At 66.3% G+C, this 17,352-nt stretch carries 18 protein-coding genes; 12 read left to right on the plus strand and 6 right to left on the minus strand.

The window, feature by feature from the left end; translation table 11 throughout:
• Positions 1-288 precede the first annotated feature (288 nt).
• Positions 289-1,173 (minus strand): neutral zinc metallopeptidase, encoded by an 885-nt coding sequence (locus tag C3F42_RS21500; RefSeq protein ID WP_038706842.1) that lies wholly within the window; start codon positions 1,171-1,173, stop codon positions 289-291.
• A 199-nt stretch (positions 1,174-1,372) separates the two neighbouring features.
• On the opposite strand from C3F42_RS21500, the gene pcaH reads away from it, so the two are divergent.
• The 4 genes from pcaH to C3F42_RS21520 all read left to right on the plus strand — a co-directional run bounded on the left by pcaH (position 1,373) and on the right by C3F42_RS21520 (position 6,268).
• Complete coding sequence (pcaH, locus tag C3F42_RS21505) at positions 1,373-2,092, plus strand: protocatechuate 3,4-dioxygenase subunit beta (protein WP_094012489.1); 720 nt, start codon at positions 1,373-1,375, stop codon at positions 2,090-2,092.
• 11 nt (positions 2,093-2,103) lie between these two features.
• Positions 2,104-2,709, plus strand: coding sequence for a protocatechuate 3,4-dioxygenase subunit alpha (pcaG, locus tag C3F42_RS21510; RefSeq protein ID WP_023631026.1), 606 nt, complete (start codon positions 2,104-2,106; stop codon positions 2,707-2,709).
• Positions 2,710-2,952: 243 nt separating this feature from the next.
• The gene (locus C3F42_RS21515) at positions 2,953-4,506 is read left to right on the plus strand and encodes a collagen-like triple helix repeat-containing protein (protein ID WP_104444877.1); all 1,554 of its coding nucleotides are present in this window, start codon (positions 2,953-2,955) and stop codon (positions 4,504-4,506) included.
• Between the two features lie 91 nt (positions 4,507-4,597).
• Positions 4,598-6,268 carry a ShlB/FhaC/HecB family hemolysin secretion/activation protein gene (locus tag C3F42_RS21520; RefSeq protein ID WP_104444878.1) on the plus strand — a complete coding sequence of 557 codons (1,671 nt, stop codon included), beginning with the start codon at positions 4,598-4,600 and terminating at the stop codon, positions 6,266-6,268.
• A 91-nt stretch (positions 6,269-6,359) separates the two neighbouring features.
• On the opposite strand, the gene C3F42_RS21525 is transcribed toward C3F42_RS21520, so the two are convergent.
• From C3F42_RS21525 to C3F42_RS21535, 3 genes are all read right to left on the minus strand, one after another.
• Positions 6,360-6,767, minus strand: coding sequence for a response regulator (locus C3F42_RS21525; protein WP_023632522.1), 408 nt, complete (start codon positions 6,765-6,767; stop codon positions 6,360-6,362).
• A gap of 47 nt (positions 6,768-6,814) precedes the next feature.
• Positions 6,815-6,997, minus strand: a complete 183-nt coding sequence (locus tag C3F42_RS21530; protein WP_104444879.1) for a Flp family type IVb pilin — start codon at positions 6,995-6,997, stop codon at positions 6,815-6,817.
• A gap of 138 nt (positions 6,998-7,135) precedes the next feature.
• Positions 7,136-8,164, minus strand: coding sequence for an IS30 family transposase (locus C3F42_RS21535; protein WP_100774681.1), 1,029 nt, complete (start codon positions 8,162-8,164; stop codon positions 7,136-7,138).
• A gap of 238 nt (positions 8,165-8,402) precedes the next feature.
• Here C3F42_RS21535 and cpaB point away from each other — a divergent pair, with 238 nt between their 5' ends.
• The 8 genes from cpaB to C3F42_RS21575 are packed head-to-tail and all read left to right on the plus strand — an operon-like array spanning position 8,403 to position 15,883.
• Positions 8,403-9,350, plus strand: a complete 948-nt coding sequence (cpaB, locus tag C3F42_RS21540) for a Flp pilus assembly protein CpaB (protein ID WP_104444880.1) — start codon at positions 8,403-8,405, stop codon at positions 9,348-9,350.
• A 19-nt stretch (positions 9,351-9,369) separates the two neighbouring features.
• Entirely contained in the window at positions 9,370-10,662 is a 1,293-nt protein-coding gene (locus tag C3F42_RS21545) for a type II and III secretion system protein family protein (RefSeq protein WP_052062228.1), read from the plus strand.
• Complete coding sequence (locus tag C3F42_RS21550) at positions 10,659-11,849, plus strand: pilus assembly protein (protein ID WP_038706839.1); 1,191 nt, start codon at positions 10,659-10,661, stop codon at positions 11,847-11,849. Before C3F42_RS21545 ends, C3F42_RS21550 begins: the two co-directional genes overlap by 4 nt.
• Complete coding sequence (locus tag C3F42_RS21555) at positions 11,846-13,102, plus strand: CpaF family protein (RefSeq protein WP_038706838.1); 1,257 nt, start codon at positions 11,846-11,848, stop codon at positions 13,100-13,102. Before C3F42_RS21550 ends, C3F42_RS21555 begins: the two co-directional genes overlap by 4 nt.
• The gene (locus C3F42_RS21560) at positions 13,099-13,980 is read left to right on the plus strand and encodes a type II secretion system F family protein (protein WP_104444881.1); all 882 of its coding nucleotides are present in this window, start codon (positions 13,099-13,101) and stop codon (positions 13,978-13,980) included. The genes C3F42_RS21555 and C3F42_RS21560 overlap by 4 nt, the downstream gene beginning before the upstream one ends.
• Positions 13,981-13,982: 2 nt before the next feature.
• A complete protein-coding gene (locus tag C3F42_RS21565; RefSeq protein ID WP_104444882.1) occupies positions 13,983-14,870 on the plus strand; it encodes a type II secretion system F family protein in 888 nt (295 codons plus the stop codon).
• A gap of 38 nt (positions 14,871-14,908) precedes the next feature.
• Entirely contained in the window at positions 14,909-15,610 is a 702-nt protein-coding gene (locus tag C3F42_RS21570; RefSeq protein WP_038706835.1) for a tetratricopeptide repeat protein, read from the plus strand.
• Between the two features lie 12 nt (positions 15,611-15,622).
• A complete protein-coding gene (locus C3F42_RS21575; RefSeq protein ID WP_038706834.1) occupies positions 15,623-15,883 on the plus strand; it encodes a DUF3613 domain-containing protein in 261 nt (86 codons plus the stop codon).
• Positions 15,884-15,925: 42 nt separating this feature from the next.
• On the opposite strand, the gene C3F42_RS21580 is transcribed toward C3F42_RS21575, so the two are convergent.
• Both C3F42_RS21580 and C3F42_RS21585 read right to left on the minus strand, forming a co-directional pair.
• On the minus strand, positions 15,926-16,708 hold the full coding sequence (locus C3F42_RS21580) for a response regulator transcription factor (RefSeq protein WP_201754850.1): 783 nt from the start codon (positions 16,706-16,708) through the stop codon (positions 15,926-15,928).
• A gap of 113 nt (positions 16,709-16,821) precedes the next feature.
• Entirely contained in the window at positions 16,822-17,292 is a 471-nt protein-coding gene (locus C3F42_RS21585; protein WP_038706832.1) for a prepilin peptidase, read from the minus strand.
• Positions 17,293-17,352: the final 60 nt, after the last annotated feature.

Here is a 17,352-nt window from a genome sequence, read left to right on the forward strand (position 1 = left end):
GGACCAGGCCGAAGCCCAGGCCGAGTTTGAGGTTGACGCTGATATTGGCGAACCAACTGTTCATGCACGCTCTCCCAGAGAATGATTTCGCTCACTTGATCTCAAAAGTTGGGCGTTGTTGTTGTCAGATAGCCCGCAGATTTGTGTAGGACTTATCGGCAACGCTGGGAGAAGCTGAAACGCTTTTTCAGCAATTTTGTAACTTGTTGAATACGTTTACGTTTTTGATGTTGTCAATTGCGGGTCAGCGGACTCGCAGCAGGAGCCGGCTGACCGCCGATCGCTATTTCAGAGGCTACGCGCGCTGAAGGTATCGCACTGGTTCAGGTCGCCGCTGGAGAACCCGGCCTTGAACCAGCGCATGCGCTGCTGGGAGGTGCCATGGGTGAACGAGTCGGGCACCACGCGGCCCTGACCCTGCTGTTGCAAACGGTCGTCGCCAATGGCGTTGGCGGCGTTCAACGCCTCCTCGACGTCACCCGGCTCCAGCCAGTTCAGACGCTTCTGCGCCTGGTAGGCCCAGACCCCGGCCAGGCAGTCGGCCTGCAGCTCCTGGCGCACCAGCAAGCCATTGTCGCCCTCCATGCGCTGGCCACTGCGGCGCGCCGCATCGACTTTGGCCGAGACGCCCAGCAGGGTCTGCACATGGTGGCCGATCTCGTGGGCGATCACATAGGCCTGGGCGAAGTCGCCGGCGGCCTTGAAGCGGGTTTCCATTTCGCGGAAGAAGGTCATGTCCAGGTACACGCGCTGGTCGCCGGGGCAATAGAACGGCCCGACCGCCGAGGAGGCGAAGCCGCAGGCGGAGTTGACCTGGCCGCTGAACAGCACCAGCTTGGGGTCGCGGTACTGTTTGCCGGCCTGGGCGAACAGTGCCTTCCAGGTGTCCTCCGTGTCGCCGAGGATCGAGGCGACGAATTCGGCCTGCTCGTCGTTGGCCGGCGGTGCCTTGCCGTCGACGTTGGCAGGGGCGGTCTGTTGCTGCTCCATCTGCCCGGCCAGTTGGCCGAGGATCTGCAGTGGGTCCTGCCCGGTAAGCCAGCCGATGCCGACGATCAGCAGGATGGCGCCGAGCCCCAGGCCCTTGCCGCCGCCGAAGCGCATGCCGCCGCCACCCCCTTCGCCGCGGGCATCGACCACGTTGTCGCTGCGTCGGCCTTTTCGCCATTCCATGTAGAGCTCTCCGGTTGCTGAAACATGAAGTCCAAGATTAGTTCAGTGCAGACCGAGGTGTATCCCCGACCGCTGACGCATAACCAAATGGTTATGCCTGGGACCGCTGAATTCAATATTCATCCCGTCGCACCTGCCGGAAACTGCAAGTCCGCCTGCCACGCCCAGGCGTTCGATAATTCCAAGAGAGGAAACCGGCATGCCCGCCCAGGACACCAGCCGCTTCGTGATCCGTGATCGCAACTGGCACCCCAAGGCCTTCACCCCCGACTACAAGACCTCGGTGGCGCGCTCCCCGCGCCAGGCGCTGGTCAGCATCCCGCAGTCGATCAGCGAAAGCACCGGCCCGGACTTTTCCCACCTGCGCTTCGGCGAGCACGACCATGACCTGCTGCTCAACTTCAACCAGGGCGGCCTGCCCATTGGCGAGCGCATCATCGTTGCCGGACGGGTGGTCGACCAGTATGGCAAGCCGGTGCCCAACACCCTGGTGGAAATGTGGCAGGCCAATGCCGGTGGCCGTTACCGGCACAAGAACGACCGCTACCTGGCACCGCTGGACCCGAACTTCGGCGGTGTCGGCCGCTGCCTGACCGACCGCGACGGCTACTACAGCTTCCGCACCATCAAGCCCGGCCCGTACCCCTGGCGCAACGGCCCCAACGACTGGCGTCCGGCGCATATCCACTTCTCCATCAGCGGCCCGTCGATCGCCACCAAGCTGATCACCCAGTTGTACTTCGAGGGCGACCCGCTGATCCCGTTGTGCCCGATCGTCAAGTCGATCGCCAACCCGGATGCCGTCGAGCGGCTGATCGCCAGGCTCGACATGAGCCACGCCAACCCCATGGATTGCCTGGCCTACCGCTTCGACATCGTCCTGCGCGGCCAGCGCCAGACCCACTTCGAAAACCGCTGAGGAGCCCCGTCATGCCTATCGAACTGCTGCCGGAAACCCCTTCGCAGACCGCCGGCCCCTATGTGCATATCGGCCTTGCCCTGGAAGCGGCCGGCAACCCGACCCGTGACCATGAAATCTGCAACCGCCTGGCCCAGCCCGATGCACCGGGCGAGCACATATTGCTGATCGGCCAGGTGTACGACGGCAATGGCCACCTGGTGCGCGACTCGTTCCTGGAGGTGTGGCAGGCGGACGCCGAGGGCCGCTATCAGGACGAGTACCACCTCGAGAACGCCTTCAACAGCTTTGGCCGCACCGCGACCACCTTCGATGCCGGCGAGTGGACCCTGCACACGGTCAAGCCGGGGGTGGTGAACAACGCCGCGGGCGTGCCGATGGCGCCGCACATCAACCTCAGCCTGTTTGCCCGGGGCATCAATATCCACCTGCATACCCGGCTGTATTTCGATGACGAAGCCGAGGCGAACGCCAGGTGCCCGGTGCTGAACCTGATCGAACAGCCGCAGCGGCGCGAGACCTTGATTGCCAGGCGCTGCGAAGTGGACGGCAAGACCGCGTACCGCTTCGACATTCGTATCCAGGGCGACGGGGAGACAGTGTTCTTCGACTTCTGACGCCCCCGGTCGGCAAGCCCGGCAACACTGGCAGGGCTTGCCGCTTGTACTAATGAGTTACGACTAATCCTTTTGTGGCACATCCCTGCGCGCGTCGTCAAGCCACTGAAATTCTTCTTGTTTTCCCGCCCTCATTGCCCCTGCCACAGGTACTAACACCAAGTTGTGAGCTACCCGATTCGGCGCCATGCGCTTTCACTGCTGTTGTGAGCAAAAACAATCAGCAGCAGCGGGAGTCCTTCCATGAACACTCAAGCGTGGATCAAGGCGGCAACGGCGCTGACGATGGCCGTGAGTCTGGGCCTTGCCGGTTGCAGCAGCGGCGGCGGCGGGCATCACAGCGAGGTCGATGGTTCGTCGTCCGACGGCGGCGCGGGTGCCGGAGCCGGTGGCGGCGGGGGCGATGGCACGGGCGGCAGTGGTGGAGGCGGTAGCGGTGGCACCACGTCCCCGGGTGATGGCAGCGCCGGTACCGGTGGCGGCGGCGGTGGTGGAGGTACTGGCGGCGGCAGCACGCCTGGTGGCGGTGACGGCGGCACGGGCGGTGGTACCACACCCACCGCGCTGGTCACCGGCCAGGTGGTCGATCAATTGGGCAATACTGTGTCCGGGGTCGGTGACGGCGTGAGCAATCTCGGCCAGGTGATCGGTGCGCTGCCCATTGCCGGCAATACCTCGTTGAGCGGTGGCGTTGGCACTCTGGTGTCCTCCGCCGGCAACGCCGTGAACAGCGTCGGCGGTGGTCTGAGCGAGGGCCTGGGGCAATTGGGTACCGGCAACAATGCCGTGGGCACCACGGTCGGCGTGGTCGGTGCGGCCACCGCCGACCTGGGCGGCGGCGTCTCCGGCCTTGGCCAGGGCGTGGCCGGGCTGGCCAGCAACGGGCCGGTCGAGCAGGTGCCGGTGGTCAACCAACTGGTTGCCGGGGCCGGTCAAGGCGTCGACCGGGTCGGCCAGGCGGTGACCATGCTCGGCGACACCCTGTCGCCGGTCGGCACCAGCGGCCCGCTCGCCGGGGCGACCCAAGGCGTGAGCGATGCCTTGGTGCCGGTGGTCTCGCTGGTGGAAAACACGGCGGCCAATGCCACGCGGCAGACCGGGCTCGCCGGGCCGCTGAACCAGGCGCTGAACCAGACCGGTGGTGCCCTGAACCAGGCCGGCCAGCAACTGGCGGGGGCGGGCAACGGCAACCCCTTGAGCAACACGCTCGGTCAGGCGGTGGCCAATACCGGTACCACGGTCAGCACGGCGAGCGGGCTGGCCCCTGTCACCGGCGGCCCACGCAGCGGCCTGCTGGAAACCGTCGGCGGCGTGGTGGCCGGTGCAGGCAATGGGCTGACGGCGAGCACCACCAGCCCGACCGTGAGTGGTATTGGCGGCACTTCGGTGCAGACGGGCAATACCGTCGCCAGCCTGGGCACTGTGCTCGGTGGCAACGGCGTGGCCAACAGCGCTGCCGGGGCGCCGGTCGCGGCGCTGACCCAACAGGTGGGCAGCGGCCTCAACCCGGTGGTCACTGGTGTCTCCAGCGTCACCCAGCAAGTTGGCGCCAGCACCGGCGTCGGCGCCCCCGTGGCGGGGCTGCTGAACCAGGTCGGTGGCGCGGTGGGCTCTGCCGGCACGCAGCTGGCCGGTACCACAGGCAACCCGGTTGTCAGCCAGGTTGGCGCGACGGTGACCGCGGTCGGTACAACGCTCGGCCAGGCGGGCACCTTGGTCAACGGCGGCGCGCCCGCCGGTGGTCTTGGTGGTGCGCTCAATGGTGTGTCAGGGGCTCTGGCAGGCGGGCAGCGCTGACGCCACGGGCTACGCTCAAGGTGAGTGAGACCGACCGGTGCGCTGTTCGCCGGTCGGTCACCCCGCAATTCGTGGATCATGGAGTGTCCGAATGCGCCGATTGCTGCTGACGATGCTGGGGCTGTCCGCAGCCTGCCTGGCCCGGGGCGAGCCCCTGCCGAGTTTCCTCAACAGCAATGAGACCGAACGCCGTCTGCCCACGCCCAACCTGCCGGTGGATGCCTATCGCCCCGACCAGCCCGGCTTGCGCGTGCCCAGCGTGGACACCGCGCGGCAACCCCCATTGCTGATGAGTACCCCGGTGGCGGTGCGCAAGGTGCGTTTCGAAGGCGGCACCGTCTACCCCCTGAGCGACCTGCGCGAGCATTACCAGCCGGTGATCGGGCGCGAGGTCACGCTCGCCGAGCTGATCGAGATCACCCGCCGCTTGACCCAACGCTACCAGCAGGACGGTTACCTGCTGTCATACGCCTACCTGCCGCCCCAGGACTTCGCCGATGGCCGGGTGCGGGTGGTGCTGGTGGAAGGCTACATCCACGACTATCACATCGAGGGCGACATTGGCGCGGCGCGGGCCTACCTGGTGCAACTGCTGGACCGGCTCAAGGCCGAGCGTCCGCTGACCCGCGAAAGCTTCGAGCGCTATACCAGCCTGGTCGGGCGCATCCCCGGGGTGACGTTCCAGGCCCAGGTGCCGCCGCCGGCGACCACCGACGGCGCGACCCGCCTGCTCGCCCAGGTTTCGCGCAAGCCGGTCACCACCACCTTGAGCCTCAACGACGGCAGCCGCGACGACCTGCAGGCACTGCTGGGCGCCAGCAGCAACGCGCAGACCCACTTCGCCGAACAATTGAGCGCCAGCGTGCTGGTACCGCCCGGCGAGGACAAGGAGCATTACTACCGCCTCGACTACAGCCAGTTCCTCGATGCCGAAGGCTCGAAACTGTTGTTGTCGGCTTCGCGCTACCGCAGCGATCCCAAGGCGCGCATTCGTCTGGACAACGGCATCGACCTGACCCAGCACCGCGAGAACGAACGCTACTCGGTGGGCATCAGCCAATCGCTGATCGCCTCGCCCAGTGAATGGCTGGAGGTGGTCGGGCGCTTCTACGTGGTCAACGACCGCATCGACTACCAGGTGGTTGGCTTGCCCCTGCGCCTGGACAGCGAAACCGATATCCGCGCTCTGTCCTTCGAAGGCGACTGGCGCAAGGCTGATGCGCGCCGCCTGCGTATCCTCAGTGCCGGGGTCTATCAGGGGCTCGACCGCCTTGGCGCCAACACCAATGCCGACTACGACCTGGACTTCCTGCGCCTGCGGGTCTCGGGCGTGCAGAGCGACAACTTCAGCGACAACTGGCAGGGCGTGGCATCGGCGGCGGCCTACTGGAGCAACGACAGCCTGCCCGACAGCGAGCGGGCGGTGTTCGGCGGGCAGAACTTCGGGCGCGGCTACCCCAGCGACCAGGGCTCCGGAGACAAGGGCTGGGGGTTGGCCTACGAGCTCAACTACAGCTTCCGGCGCGACGCTGGCTGGCTCAAGGTCGTGCAGCCGTACGTGGCGCTCGACACCGCGCGGGCCTGGTTCAACGCGCTGGACGTGCGCGACTCGAAGATGTCGTCGGCGGCGCTGGGGCTTCGCTTTGGCGATATGCGCTACTACAACATTGCGCTGGAGGTGGCCAAGCCGATGTCGGACATGGCGCTGGACAGCTTCAACCGGCGGCCACGGCTGAACCTGAGTTTCAGTTATCAATTGTAAGGGGGGCCGTGCCCCTCATCGCCGGCAAGCCGGCGATGCGCCGCGTCAGCGGCGCCTTCTGTAAGGGCGTTGTACGGTGCCGACTCCGGCGTTATTTCACCGCCTGCATCAACGGTTTGGGAAACAGGTTCTCCAGCGTCTCGAGCAAGCGGGCGTGATAGATCGGCTTGCGAAACAGGTCGAGTACCTGCAGCCGCAACAGGTCGCTGACATCGTCCATGTCGGCATGCCCGGACATGACGATTACCGGCAAGTGCTGGCGGGCGGTGTGGTCACGTAGGCGCTGGACCAGGCCCAGGCCGCTCTCCTCGGGCATGCGCAGGTCGGTGATCACCAGGGCGACATCGGGGTGGCGGGTCAGCTGTTGCAGGGCTGACCTGACCGAAGTGGCGGTGTGACAACAGAAACCTTCGTTTTCCAGCAGCTCGGCCAGCTCCAGCAAGGCCTCCTCCTCGTCGTCCACCAGCAGGATCTGTTGACGCAAGGAAGAGGTCGGCATGCTTGGCTCCGGGCGGTTGGACTACACGTCTCGCTGGCGCGGTGCGGTCACTGGGTGATCGCGGTCTGGATCTTGGTCATGATCTCCGACACTTCGCCCGAAATGGGGGTGACGAAGCCAGCCAGCACCACCGCGACCATGGCCGCGATCACCGCGTATTCGATACCGGAGGCGCCATCCTTGCGCACGAGGAAGGTCTTCACGTGGAGGAGGATCTGTTGCAGCAGCATGGCATGTCTCCTTGCGCTCGATGGGCGCCGGTCGGAGGGGCTTGATAAGTGATACCCCTTTGCCATCAGAGCATCGCCAAGCCGTGGCGGCCTGCAAATGTAAAAAAGCGGCGGTTGCAGGAGCTGAGTGCAACACGGTCATTGAATTGAAACTGGAGCATCATGCCGCATAGCCATGGCCTTCTGCATCACCTCGCCCATAACTTCGATTGGGCATTTGAAGTCGAAGCGCTTACGCGGACGCATGTTCAGTTGCAGTGCGATGGCATTCAGTTCTTCCTGGCTGTGTACCGACAGGTCTGTGCCTTTGGGCAGGTACTGGCGGATCAGGCCATTGATGTTTTCGTTGCTACCGCGCTGCCAAGGGCTGTGCGGGTCGCAGAAGTAGATCGCCACGCCGGTTCTTTGGGTGATCTCGGCGTGTCGCGCCATCTCCCGGCCCTGGTCGTAAGTCATGCTCTTTCGCATCTCCAGCGGCATGCCATTGAGCGCGGCGCTGAAGCCTTCCAGCGCCGAAGTCGCCGTCGCGTCGTTCATCTTTACCAGCATCAGGTAGCCACTGGTGCGTTCCACCAGCGTACCGACGGACGAGGCGTTGGCCTTACCCTTGATGAGGTCGCCTTCCCAATGCCCCGGCATCTGCCTGTCTTCAATCTCCGGCGGGCGCACATGAATACTGACCATCTCGGGGATCTGGCCGCGCCGATCCACACCACCAGAGCGCGGTCGGCGTGTCGTCTTGCTTTGCCGCAGGCAGATGATCAGCTCCTTGCGCAGTTCACCGACCGGCAGGGCATAGATCGCGTTATAGATCGTCTCGCGACAGACGTAGGCATCTCTGAGGCTGGGAATGTTCATGCTGCGCAGCTTGCCGGCAATCTGCTCGGGAGACAAACGCTCACGGAGCATATGCGCCACCAACTCGAAGCGCTCACCACCCGGCAACAGCTTTCGCTTCGGTCGACACACCTGGCGGCGAGCCTGCATCTGCTGCTGGGCCGCGTGGGCCGAGTAGCCGCCACAGACATCTCGATTGCGGCGCAGCTCCCGGCTGATGGTCGAAGGGGATCGGTTGATCAAGCAGGCAATCCTACGCAGGCTGAAGCCTTGAGTACGACCGATTTGAATGGTGGCGCGCTCTTCAACGCTGAGTTCGGTATAAGACATAGTGGCAGCACCGTACCGGAAAGGTCAGGTGTTGCACTCAGTTTTTGCCGCCGCCAGCATTAATCCAAAAGTATTGGTTGGAATTGGCGGCGCTAAGTTTTTGTTTTGTCGGCGCGTCAATTTCGTGGCTCGAAAAAACCAGCGCAGGTAATGGCGAAAGATTGCGCCTCAGCTACCGTCCAATAGCGAAATAGTTACTTTTTGCCATCATTGGTCCCGGGCGTAAGGGAGAGCGCAGATGAGCAGTCGCCTGACCATGATCCTCGCCGGCCTGTTCCTGCTCGCGGCCTTGCTCGCGGGGTATTGGGGCCTGCGCTTGAGCCGGCCGCCAGAGCCCGCGCCGACGCCCTTGACCCCGCCTTCCGAGGCTGCCATTCCGGTCGCTGCCGTGCCCGTCGCGCCCCCGGAACCGGCGCGTTCGCCCATCGTTATCCTGCGCAGGGCGGTCGCGGCCAACACCCCCTTGAGCGCGGAGGATGTGCTGCTCGAGCGCCTGCAGGTGGTGCCTGTCGGCGCGTTCCAGCAACTTGACCAGGTGCTTGGGCGCAGCAGTACCCGCCCCCTTGCTGCGGGCAGTTGGCTGGACGAGTCAAGTTTCCAGGCCGGCGGTCCATTGGCGCGGATGATTCGCCCCCACGAACGGGCGGTCGCGGTGGCCATCGACGATGTGATCGGTGCCGCCGGGCAACTGCGCCCAGGCGATTATGTCGACGTGCTGCTGTTCCTGCGTGAAGAAAACAACAACCCGCAATCTTCAGCCCAGGTAGTGCTGCCGGCCTTGCGTGTGCTGAGTGTCGACCAGCAGACGGGCCTGGCCAACGATGGGCGCCCGGCCCAGACCGCCGAAGAGCTCAAGGCCCGGCGAGACCAGCAGACCATCGGTGGCAATCCGGCGCGCACCGTGGGGCTGGCGGTGCCCGAGGCCCTGGCCAGCCGGCTGATGCTGGCGGCCCAGGCCGGCACCCTGCGCCTGGCAGTGCGCAGTGCCGACGAACCGCTGTTGGCGGGGTACTGGTCCGGCCAGGACGCCAGTGCGCAGGTGGAAACGGCCAACCGCAACCTCTATCGCTTCAGCCAGCTGTCCCAGGTGCCCCTGGCCAGCCAGGCGGCGGCCGCGGCGGCTGGCGCGCCGACCATGCAGATCATCCGCGGCGCGCAGAACGGCGACAACAACAAGACTCCCTGAACCGGCAAGGATGCGATCCATGCGTAGTTCTTTGCGTGTTACTCCACGAGGTAACTGGCTGGCCCCGGCGCTGCTGGCCCTGGCCCTGCTCGCACCGACGGCGCAGGCGGCCGCAAAGGGTTGCGCGGCCTTCGGCCAACTGCCCTCGGTCATCGAGATGGACCAGGGCCTGCAGCAAGAGCTGCGCTTGCCGGTGGCCATCACCCGGGCGGCGGTGGGCGAGCCCAAGGTGGCCGATGTCCAGCCCAGCGGCGCGCGGGCCGTGCTGCTCACGGCAGTGGGGCAGGGCACCACCAGCCTCATGCTGTGGACCGACTGCGCTGCCCAGCCGCATCGGGCCATGCTGTTCGTCAAGGGCCGGGCCAGCGCCGACATGGCAGAGGCCGCGCAACTGCCCACGGCCCAGGAGGACCTGCCCGTGCAGGTGCAGGCCGATATTCGCTTCGTTGAAGTGCGCCGCCTGAAATACAAGGAGGCCGGCGCGCGGTTGTTCTTCAAGGGCTCGAACAACAGCCTGATCGGCTCGCCCAATACCGTGCCCAACACCGTGGTGCGCCCCGGCTACGTGCCGGGCGTCGCCACCGGCACCAACCCGGTGACCTACGCCGATGTGCGGCCCGGCATCCCGCTCGACAACGACGTCTTCAACATCGTCTGGGGCGGCGGCAGCAGCCGCTTCCTGGCGATGATCAACGCTTTGGAGAACAGCGGCTTCGCCTACACCCTGGCCCGCCCCAGCCTGACCGTGCTCAGCGGCCTGACCGCGAGCTTCCTGGCCGGTGGCGAGATCCCCATACCGGTGCCCAGCAGCGGCAGCGACAACGTGTCGATCGAGTACAAGGAGTTCGGCGTGCGGCTGGCGCTGACCCCGACCGTGGTCAGCCGCAACCGCATCACCCTCAAGGTGGCGCCCGAGGTCAGCGAGCTCGACTACAACAACGCGGTGGTCATTGCCGGTACCCAGGTGCCGGGCCTGAGCGTGCGCCGCACCGACACCAGCATTTCGCTGGCCGATGGCGAGAGCTTCATCATCAGCGGGCTGATCAGCAGCAACGTGCGTTCGGCCGTGGACAAGATGCCGGGCCTGGGCAACCTGCCGATCATCGGCGCGTTCTTTCGCCAGTCGGCACTAAACCGCGAAGAGACCGAGCTGCTGATGATCGTCACCCCGCACCTGGTCCAGCCGTTGGCCGTCAATGCGCGCCTGCCGGAGCTGCCGGGCGAGGCGCTGCGCACCTACGACCCCAGCTGGGGCCGCCTGTTCTTCATGGAAAACGGCAACTTCGAAGGCCGTGGCGGGTTGTCCCAATGAGCGAAAGCCTGAACCAGACTTACCTGGCCCTGACCCGCAACGACGAAGACCTGCACTGGCTGCAGGGCGCGTTGGCGCCGCTTGGGCAGGTGATCGGCGCCAGCAGTGCGAACCTTGATGAGTTGCTGGCGCTGGTCGACATGACCTTCAGCAACCTGGTGTTCATCGGCCTGGACCGCGAACAGCTGATTGGCCAGTGCGCGTTGATCGAGGGCCTGCTGGAAGCCAAGCCGATGCTGGCCATCGTCGCCCTCGGCGACGGTATGGATAACCAGCTGGTGCTGCACGCCATGCGCGCCGGCGCCCGTGACTTCGTCGCCTACGGCTCGCGCGCCAGCGAGGTGGCGGGGCTGGTGCGGCGCTTGGGCAAACGCTTGCCGACGGCCACCAGCAACCCCAGCCTGGGCGGGCTCACCGTGCTCTATGGCGCCCAGCGCGGCGCCGACGGCGCGCTGCTCACCACCCACCTGGCGCGGGTGGTACAGGAGAGCGGGCAGCAGACCCTGCTGCTCGACCTCGGCCTGCCCCGTGGCGACAGCCTGGCTTTGCTTGGCCTGGAGGCGTCGTTCCATTTCGGCGATGCCCTGCGCCACCTGCGCCGGCTCGACGCCACCCTGATCGACAGCGCCTTCACCCGCGACAAGGGCGGCCTGCGCATCCTCGCCTATGCCGACAGCGACGAGGCCCTGCAACAGTCCAGCGCCGCCGAGCTGCACATGCTCCTCGGCGCCCTGCGCCAGCACTTCCAGCACATCGTCGTGAACCTCACCGGGCAGGCCGACAGCGAGGCGCTGCGGACCCTGGTCAGCCACTGCGACAAGTTGATCGTCTACACCGACCAGAACATCCTCGACTGCCGGCGCAACCTCGACGTGCTCGAGCAGTGGCGCGACCGTGGCATCAAGCTCGAGCACGCCAGCCTGCTGGTGGACCGCTACCTGCGCCAGGTGGCGCCGGATGCCGAGGCCCTGGCCAAGCGCTACGGGCTGCCCTTGCTCAAGGTCATGCCGTACAGCCCGGAAGTGCGCCTGAACGCCAAGAACCAGGGCCTGAGCCTGTTCGAACTGGCCCCGCGTGAAAGCCTTACCCAGGCCCTGCGCGGTCTCGGTGAGCGCCTGGCGCGGCGCTCGGAGAACCTTTCGCCGCCGGGCCAGACCTGGCTGCGCCGGCTGTGGGGCAACCGATGATCAGCGAAGAACCCTTTGGCGGGCCCCGTCACGCGGCCAGTGACCCGCAGGCGCTCAAGCGCGCCCTGCACCGGCACGTGATCGATGCCATCGAGGACAGCGGCCGCAACCTGCTGGAGGGCGCGCGGCCGGTGCTGGCGCAGTTCGTCCTCGAGCAGGTGGGCGACTATGTCGCGCGCCTGCGCCTGGCCCTGTCGCGCTACGAGATGGAGCGCCTGGCCGAGGAGATCGTCGACGAGCTCACCGGTTATGGACCGTTGGAGGTGCTGCTGCGCGACCCGAGCGTCACCGAGATCCTGGTCAACGGCCCGTACCGGGTGTTCGTCGAACGCTCCGGCCTGCTGCAGCAGACCGACCTGCGCTTCATCGACGCGCACCATGTCGAGCGGGTCATGCAGCGCATCCTCGCGCCCCTTGGTCGGCGCCTGGACGAGTCGTCGCCGATGGTCGATGCGCGCATGCCCGATGGCAGCCGGGTCAACGCGATCATCCCGCCGGTGGCCCTGGACGGGCCGTGCCTGTCGATCCGCAAGTTCCGCCAGGACATGCTCAAGAGCGCCGACCTGCTGGCCACCCGGGCCATCGACCAGCCCATCTACGATTTTCTCGAACGCGCCGTGGGCCGGCGCTGCAACATCCTGGTCAGTGGCGGCACCGGCACCGGCAAGACCACCCTGCTCAACATCCTCAGCCAGATGATCGCGCCCCAGGAGCGCCTGGTGACCATCGAGGACGTGGCCGAACTGCAGCTGCACCACCCGCACGTGGTGCGCCTGGAAACTCGCCCGCCGAATGCCGAGGGCCACGGCGAGATCAAGGCCAGCGAGCTGATCCGCAATGCCCTGCGCATGCGCCCCGACCGCATCATCCTCGGCGAGATCCGCGGCGCCGAAGTGCTCGACGTGATGACCGCGATGAACACCGGCCACGACGGTTCGATGAGCACGGTGCACGCCAACACCGCCCAGGACGCCCTGCTGCGCCTGGAGACCCTGGTCGGCCTGACGGGGCGGCAGATTGCCGAGAAGACCCTGCGGCAGATGATCTGCGCCGCGCTGGACGTGGTGATCCAGCTGACCCGCCTGGCCGATGGTCGGCGCTGCGTCAGCGAGGTGCTCGAGGTGGTCGGGGTGCGTGACGACGTGTATGTCACCAACACCTTGTTCCGCCTGGACCGGCGCAGTGGCGAGGGCTTTCTGCGCGAGGCGCCGAACCCCGCCGGCGGCAAGCTGCGCCACGAAGGGGTGCTGTGATGGGCCCGCTGCTGCTGGCGCTGTCGCCCCTGTGCCTGGGCATGGCCTTGCTGCTCTGGCGTCTCGGCCTGTACAAGCGCGGCGAGGAACGCATCCTCGAACGCCTGGGCCGGTCCTACCGTGTCGTGCGCAGCGGTAAGGCCCGGCGTGACTGGCTCGACCCGTTGCTGCAGCGTGCCGGCCTTGCCCATGCCGATTTTTCCCCGCGCCCCTGGCTGCTGGGCTGGCTGGCGCTGGCCCTGCTCGCCGGCCTGCTGGCCGGCTGGGTGGCGGCGCTGATGGTGCTGGCGGGCCTCCCTTTGCTCGGCCACCTGTATCTGAGTTGGCGCTGTCGGCGTCGCCTGCAGCAGATCGTCCAGCAATTGCCCGGCCTGCTCGACTACAGCGTGCGCAGCCTCAAGGCCGGACGCACCCTCAACGAGGCGGTGCTCGGCGGCGTCGACAGCACCCGCGAGCCGTTGCGCTCGGCAATGTTGCGGGTGCGGCGCAACGTGCAGCTCGGTGTGCCGCTGGAGGATGCCGTCAGCGAATTCGCCGAACTCTACGGCCAGGCCGAGCTGCGCATGTTCGCCCTGGGATTGCGCATCAACCAGCGCCACGGCGGCAACGCCAGCGAACTGATGGAGAACCTGATCAAGCTGATCCGCGAACACGAGCAGGGCGACCGGCAACTGCGCGCCATGACCGGCGAGACCCGCATCACCGCGTGGATCCTCGGCGCGCTGCCGCTGGTGATGGTCGGCTACTTCCTGTTCGCCAACCCCACCTACCTGCTGGCCATGTGGCGTGATGCCAGCGGCCAGATGATGCTGCTGTTCGCCTTTGTCATGCAGGCGGTCGGCTGCCTGGTGCTGTGGCGCATGATGAGGAGCCTGTGACCATGGCCCTGATGCTCAGCGCCCTGTGCCTGTTCGCCGCGTTCGCCCTGCTGGCCACGCAGGCCATCGGCCAGTGGCGCGCTCGCCAGCGCGTGGCGCGGCGCCTGCAGGGGCGGCTGGACCGCGACGAGCGCCTCGGCGACTGGTTGCAGTGGCTGGGCAGCAGCCCGTGGGGGCGGCGCCTGCAACGGCTGGACGGCGAGACCCAGGCGCTGCTCGACCGCCTGGGCTGGCGACGCAGCCGGCAACGCGCACTGTTCGCCGCCGTGCAATTGGGCTTGCCGGTGCTGGCAGTGGGCATGGCGCTGCTGTTGGCCCATGGCCTGCCCGGGGAAAACCGTGGGCACTGGGGAGTGCTGTTGCTTTGTGCGCTGGGCGCGGGCTACCTGTTGCCCAAGCGCCTGCTGGTCGTGGCGGCGGCCCGGCGCCAGCGGCGGATCGCTGAGGAGGTGAGCCTGCTCATCCCGTTGCTGCGCATCCTCTTCGAAACCGGGCTGGCGGTGGAGCAGGCCCTGCGCGTGCTGGCCCTGGAAGGCCGCAGCCTGGTGCCAAACATCAGCGACGAGTTGCGCCTGGTGTTGCAGCGGGTCGATTCCGGCCTGGCCCTGGGCCCGGAGCTGGAAAAGACCGCGCGCCTGCTGGCGGTGGACGAGTTCATCGACACCTGCGTCATCCTCCAGCAACTGCTGGTGCAGGGCAGTGGCTCGATGAAGTCGCTTCTGGCACTCAAGGAACTGCTCGACGACCGCCGCTTGACCGGCCTGCAGGAGCGAGTGTCGAAGATGTCGGCGAAGATGTCGGCGGTGATGATGGTGTTTCTGTTCCCGGCCCTGCTCATTGTCCTGGCCGGGCCGGGGTTTTCCGCCCTGGCGCGGGCCTTGGGCTCATGAGCGCCGGAACATTCGGGCATTGATAGGGGAGACGCGCAATGAAAGCCATCCTGACGTTCATCAGCCTGCTGCTGCTCGGCGGCTGCGCCGGGCAGCCCCCCGAAGGCCTGGCACGCCTGCTGGGCGGCGGCACCTGTGGCAAGCCCGATGCCGACCAGCAGTTGAGCCTGGACATGGCCGACCAGATGATCAGCGAAGGCCGCCCGCACGCCGGGCTGGCCCACCTGGAGCAGTTGCCCGAGCAGCTCGACCAGGTGCGTCTGCGCAAGGCCAAGGTGCTGCGCCTGCTCGGGCGCCCCGAGGCCGAACCGCTTTACCGCAGCCTGCTCGGCGGCTGCCTGGCCGCCGAAGGCGAGCACGGCCTGGGGCAACTGGCCTCGGCCCGTGGCGACGACACCCAGGCCCTGCGCAACCTGCAACGGGCGGCGCGGCTGGCGCCCACCGACGAGAAGGTGCGCAACGACCTGGGCGTGGTGCAGATGAATCTGGGCAATCACGAACAGGCGCGTTTCGAGTTTCTGACCGCCATCGAGCTCAAGGACGATAACCCGCTGCCGGCCGTCAACCTGGTGACCCTGTCGCTGGTGCAGGACAACTGGCGCCAGGCGGAGGACCTGGTCAATCGCCTGCACCTGAAGCCCGAGCAGTTCGCCGAGGCCCAGGCCCGGGCGCAGCGCATTCTTGCCAACGGGCGTGGCCCGCTGGCCGCCACCGAATCCCCGGCCGCGGCCATCAACTGAGCGGAGGTGAACATGTTCAAGCCCTGGATCGTCCTCGCCTGCCTGGCCGCGCCACTGTCGGCGCTGGCCGAGGACCCGCCGCGCCAGCCGCGCCCGCAGACCGCCACCGAAGCCCTGTTGCAGGTGCAGGCGAGCAACCGCCAGGCCTCCAGCGTGCGCCAGGTGCAGACCGACAAGGAGCGCGACCAGGCCATGCAGCGCTGGCTGGACAGCTACAAGTATCCGATCCCGGATTTCTACCGCTGGACCAAGATCAGTTCGTCGAACAATTGAGTGCCTGATCGCGGCCTGGCCCCGCGATCAGAATCAAGGCATTCAATGGGTGGTAAAGCGCTGATGCACTGGCGAAGAGCGTGGGGTCAGCGCCAGCGCCAGTTGCGTGCGGTTGTGCATGTGGGTCAGGCGCAGCACCTGGGAAACGTACAGCTTCACCGTGTTTTCGGTGATGCCCAGTTCGCAGGCGATCTGGTAGTTGGTCTTGCCCTTGCTCACCAGCCGGGCGACTTCCAGTTGCCGCGGTGACAGCTTCTCGAACGCCGCCGGCAGCTCCGGCTCGCCTTCCTCGCTATCGCCGGCGCGCCGATGGGCGCCTTGGCCCCGGGCTTTCTCCAGGTCCTGGTAGAGGTCGTCGATGGACTCGGCCAGCTCCTGCAGGCGTTGGTTGAGGCTGCCCAGTTCGCGGAAGTTGCGCCGCCGCTCCAGCAGCGCGGCTTCCTGCCGGCGCACGCCTTCGAGCAACTCTTCCAGGTTCATGGGTTTCTGGTAGTAGTCCGCAAAGCCCTCGCGCAGGGCGCGGATAACGTCCTGCTTGTCGGCGCGGCCGGTCAGCATGATCGCCTCGAACATGCGCTGCGGCCCGGCGATCTGCTTCAACGTGCGCACCAGTTCGATGCCATCGCGTTCGGGCATGTGCAGGTCACACAGGATCAGGCCGATGGTTTCGTCCGCCTTGAAGCAGTCGATGCCCTGGCCGGTGGAGTGGGCGGGGACACAACGGTAGCCCTCGCTTTCGAGGAATTCGCACAACTCTTCGACGATCACTGGCTGGTCGTCGACCACCAGCACTTTCACCTCACTGACGGGTTTGTTCACGATCAACTCCCTGTTGTATCGGCCCTGCTCCCGGGCCAGACGCTCTGGCAGTTAGAAAAGTAGTCGCACTTTGCCGTTATGTACATCGTTCCTACTCCAGAATCCGACCCTTCGGTCGTTTATTGGATCCATACCGCTGTCAGCAGGAAGCCAGCAAGCACGTAGGGGGCAAAGGGCTGCTTGTCGCCGACCTGTTCGGCCAGCGCCTGCAGGCGCTTCTTCACCTTGGGGTTGAGCAGGGTCCACAGGCGCCGGCGGCCGAACATCCAGGCCAGGACGGTGACCCCGGCGCCGATGAAGGTACCGAGCACGTACTGCGGGCTGGTGGCCAGCGCCAGGGCGCCCATCAGTTTCACGTCGCCGGCGCCGAATCGGCCGAGCATGTAGCCGGGCAGGGTCAGCAGCATGACGATGGCCAGGCCCCAACCGGCCTCGCTGGCGTCGGCGCCGATCCAGCTGCGTCCGGTGGCGAACAGCCAGGCCAGGGCGCACGCCGCGACGCCCAGGGTCAGGGCGTTGGAGATTTGTCGTTCACGGACATCTTGTTCGGTGCACAAGGCAAGCCACAGCAGGAGAACAATGCTTTGCATTGGCAAATTGCCATCCCTATTCGTTGAACGGTTCTATGCTTTCAGACAGGTCTCACAGTC

Origin of the sequence: Pseudomonas sp. PONIH3, from assembly GCF_002934345.1 — a bacterium.
Classification (GTDB): domain Bacteria; phylum Pseudomonadota; class Gammaproteobacteria; order Pseudomonadales; family Pseudomonadaceae; genus Aquipseudomonas; species Aquipseudomonas soli.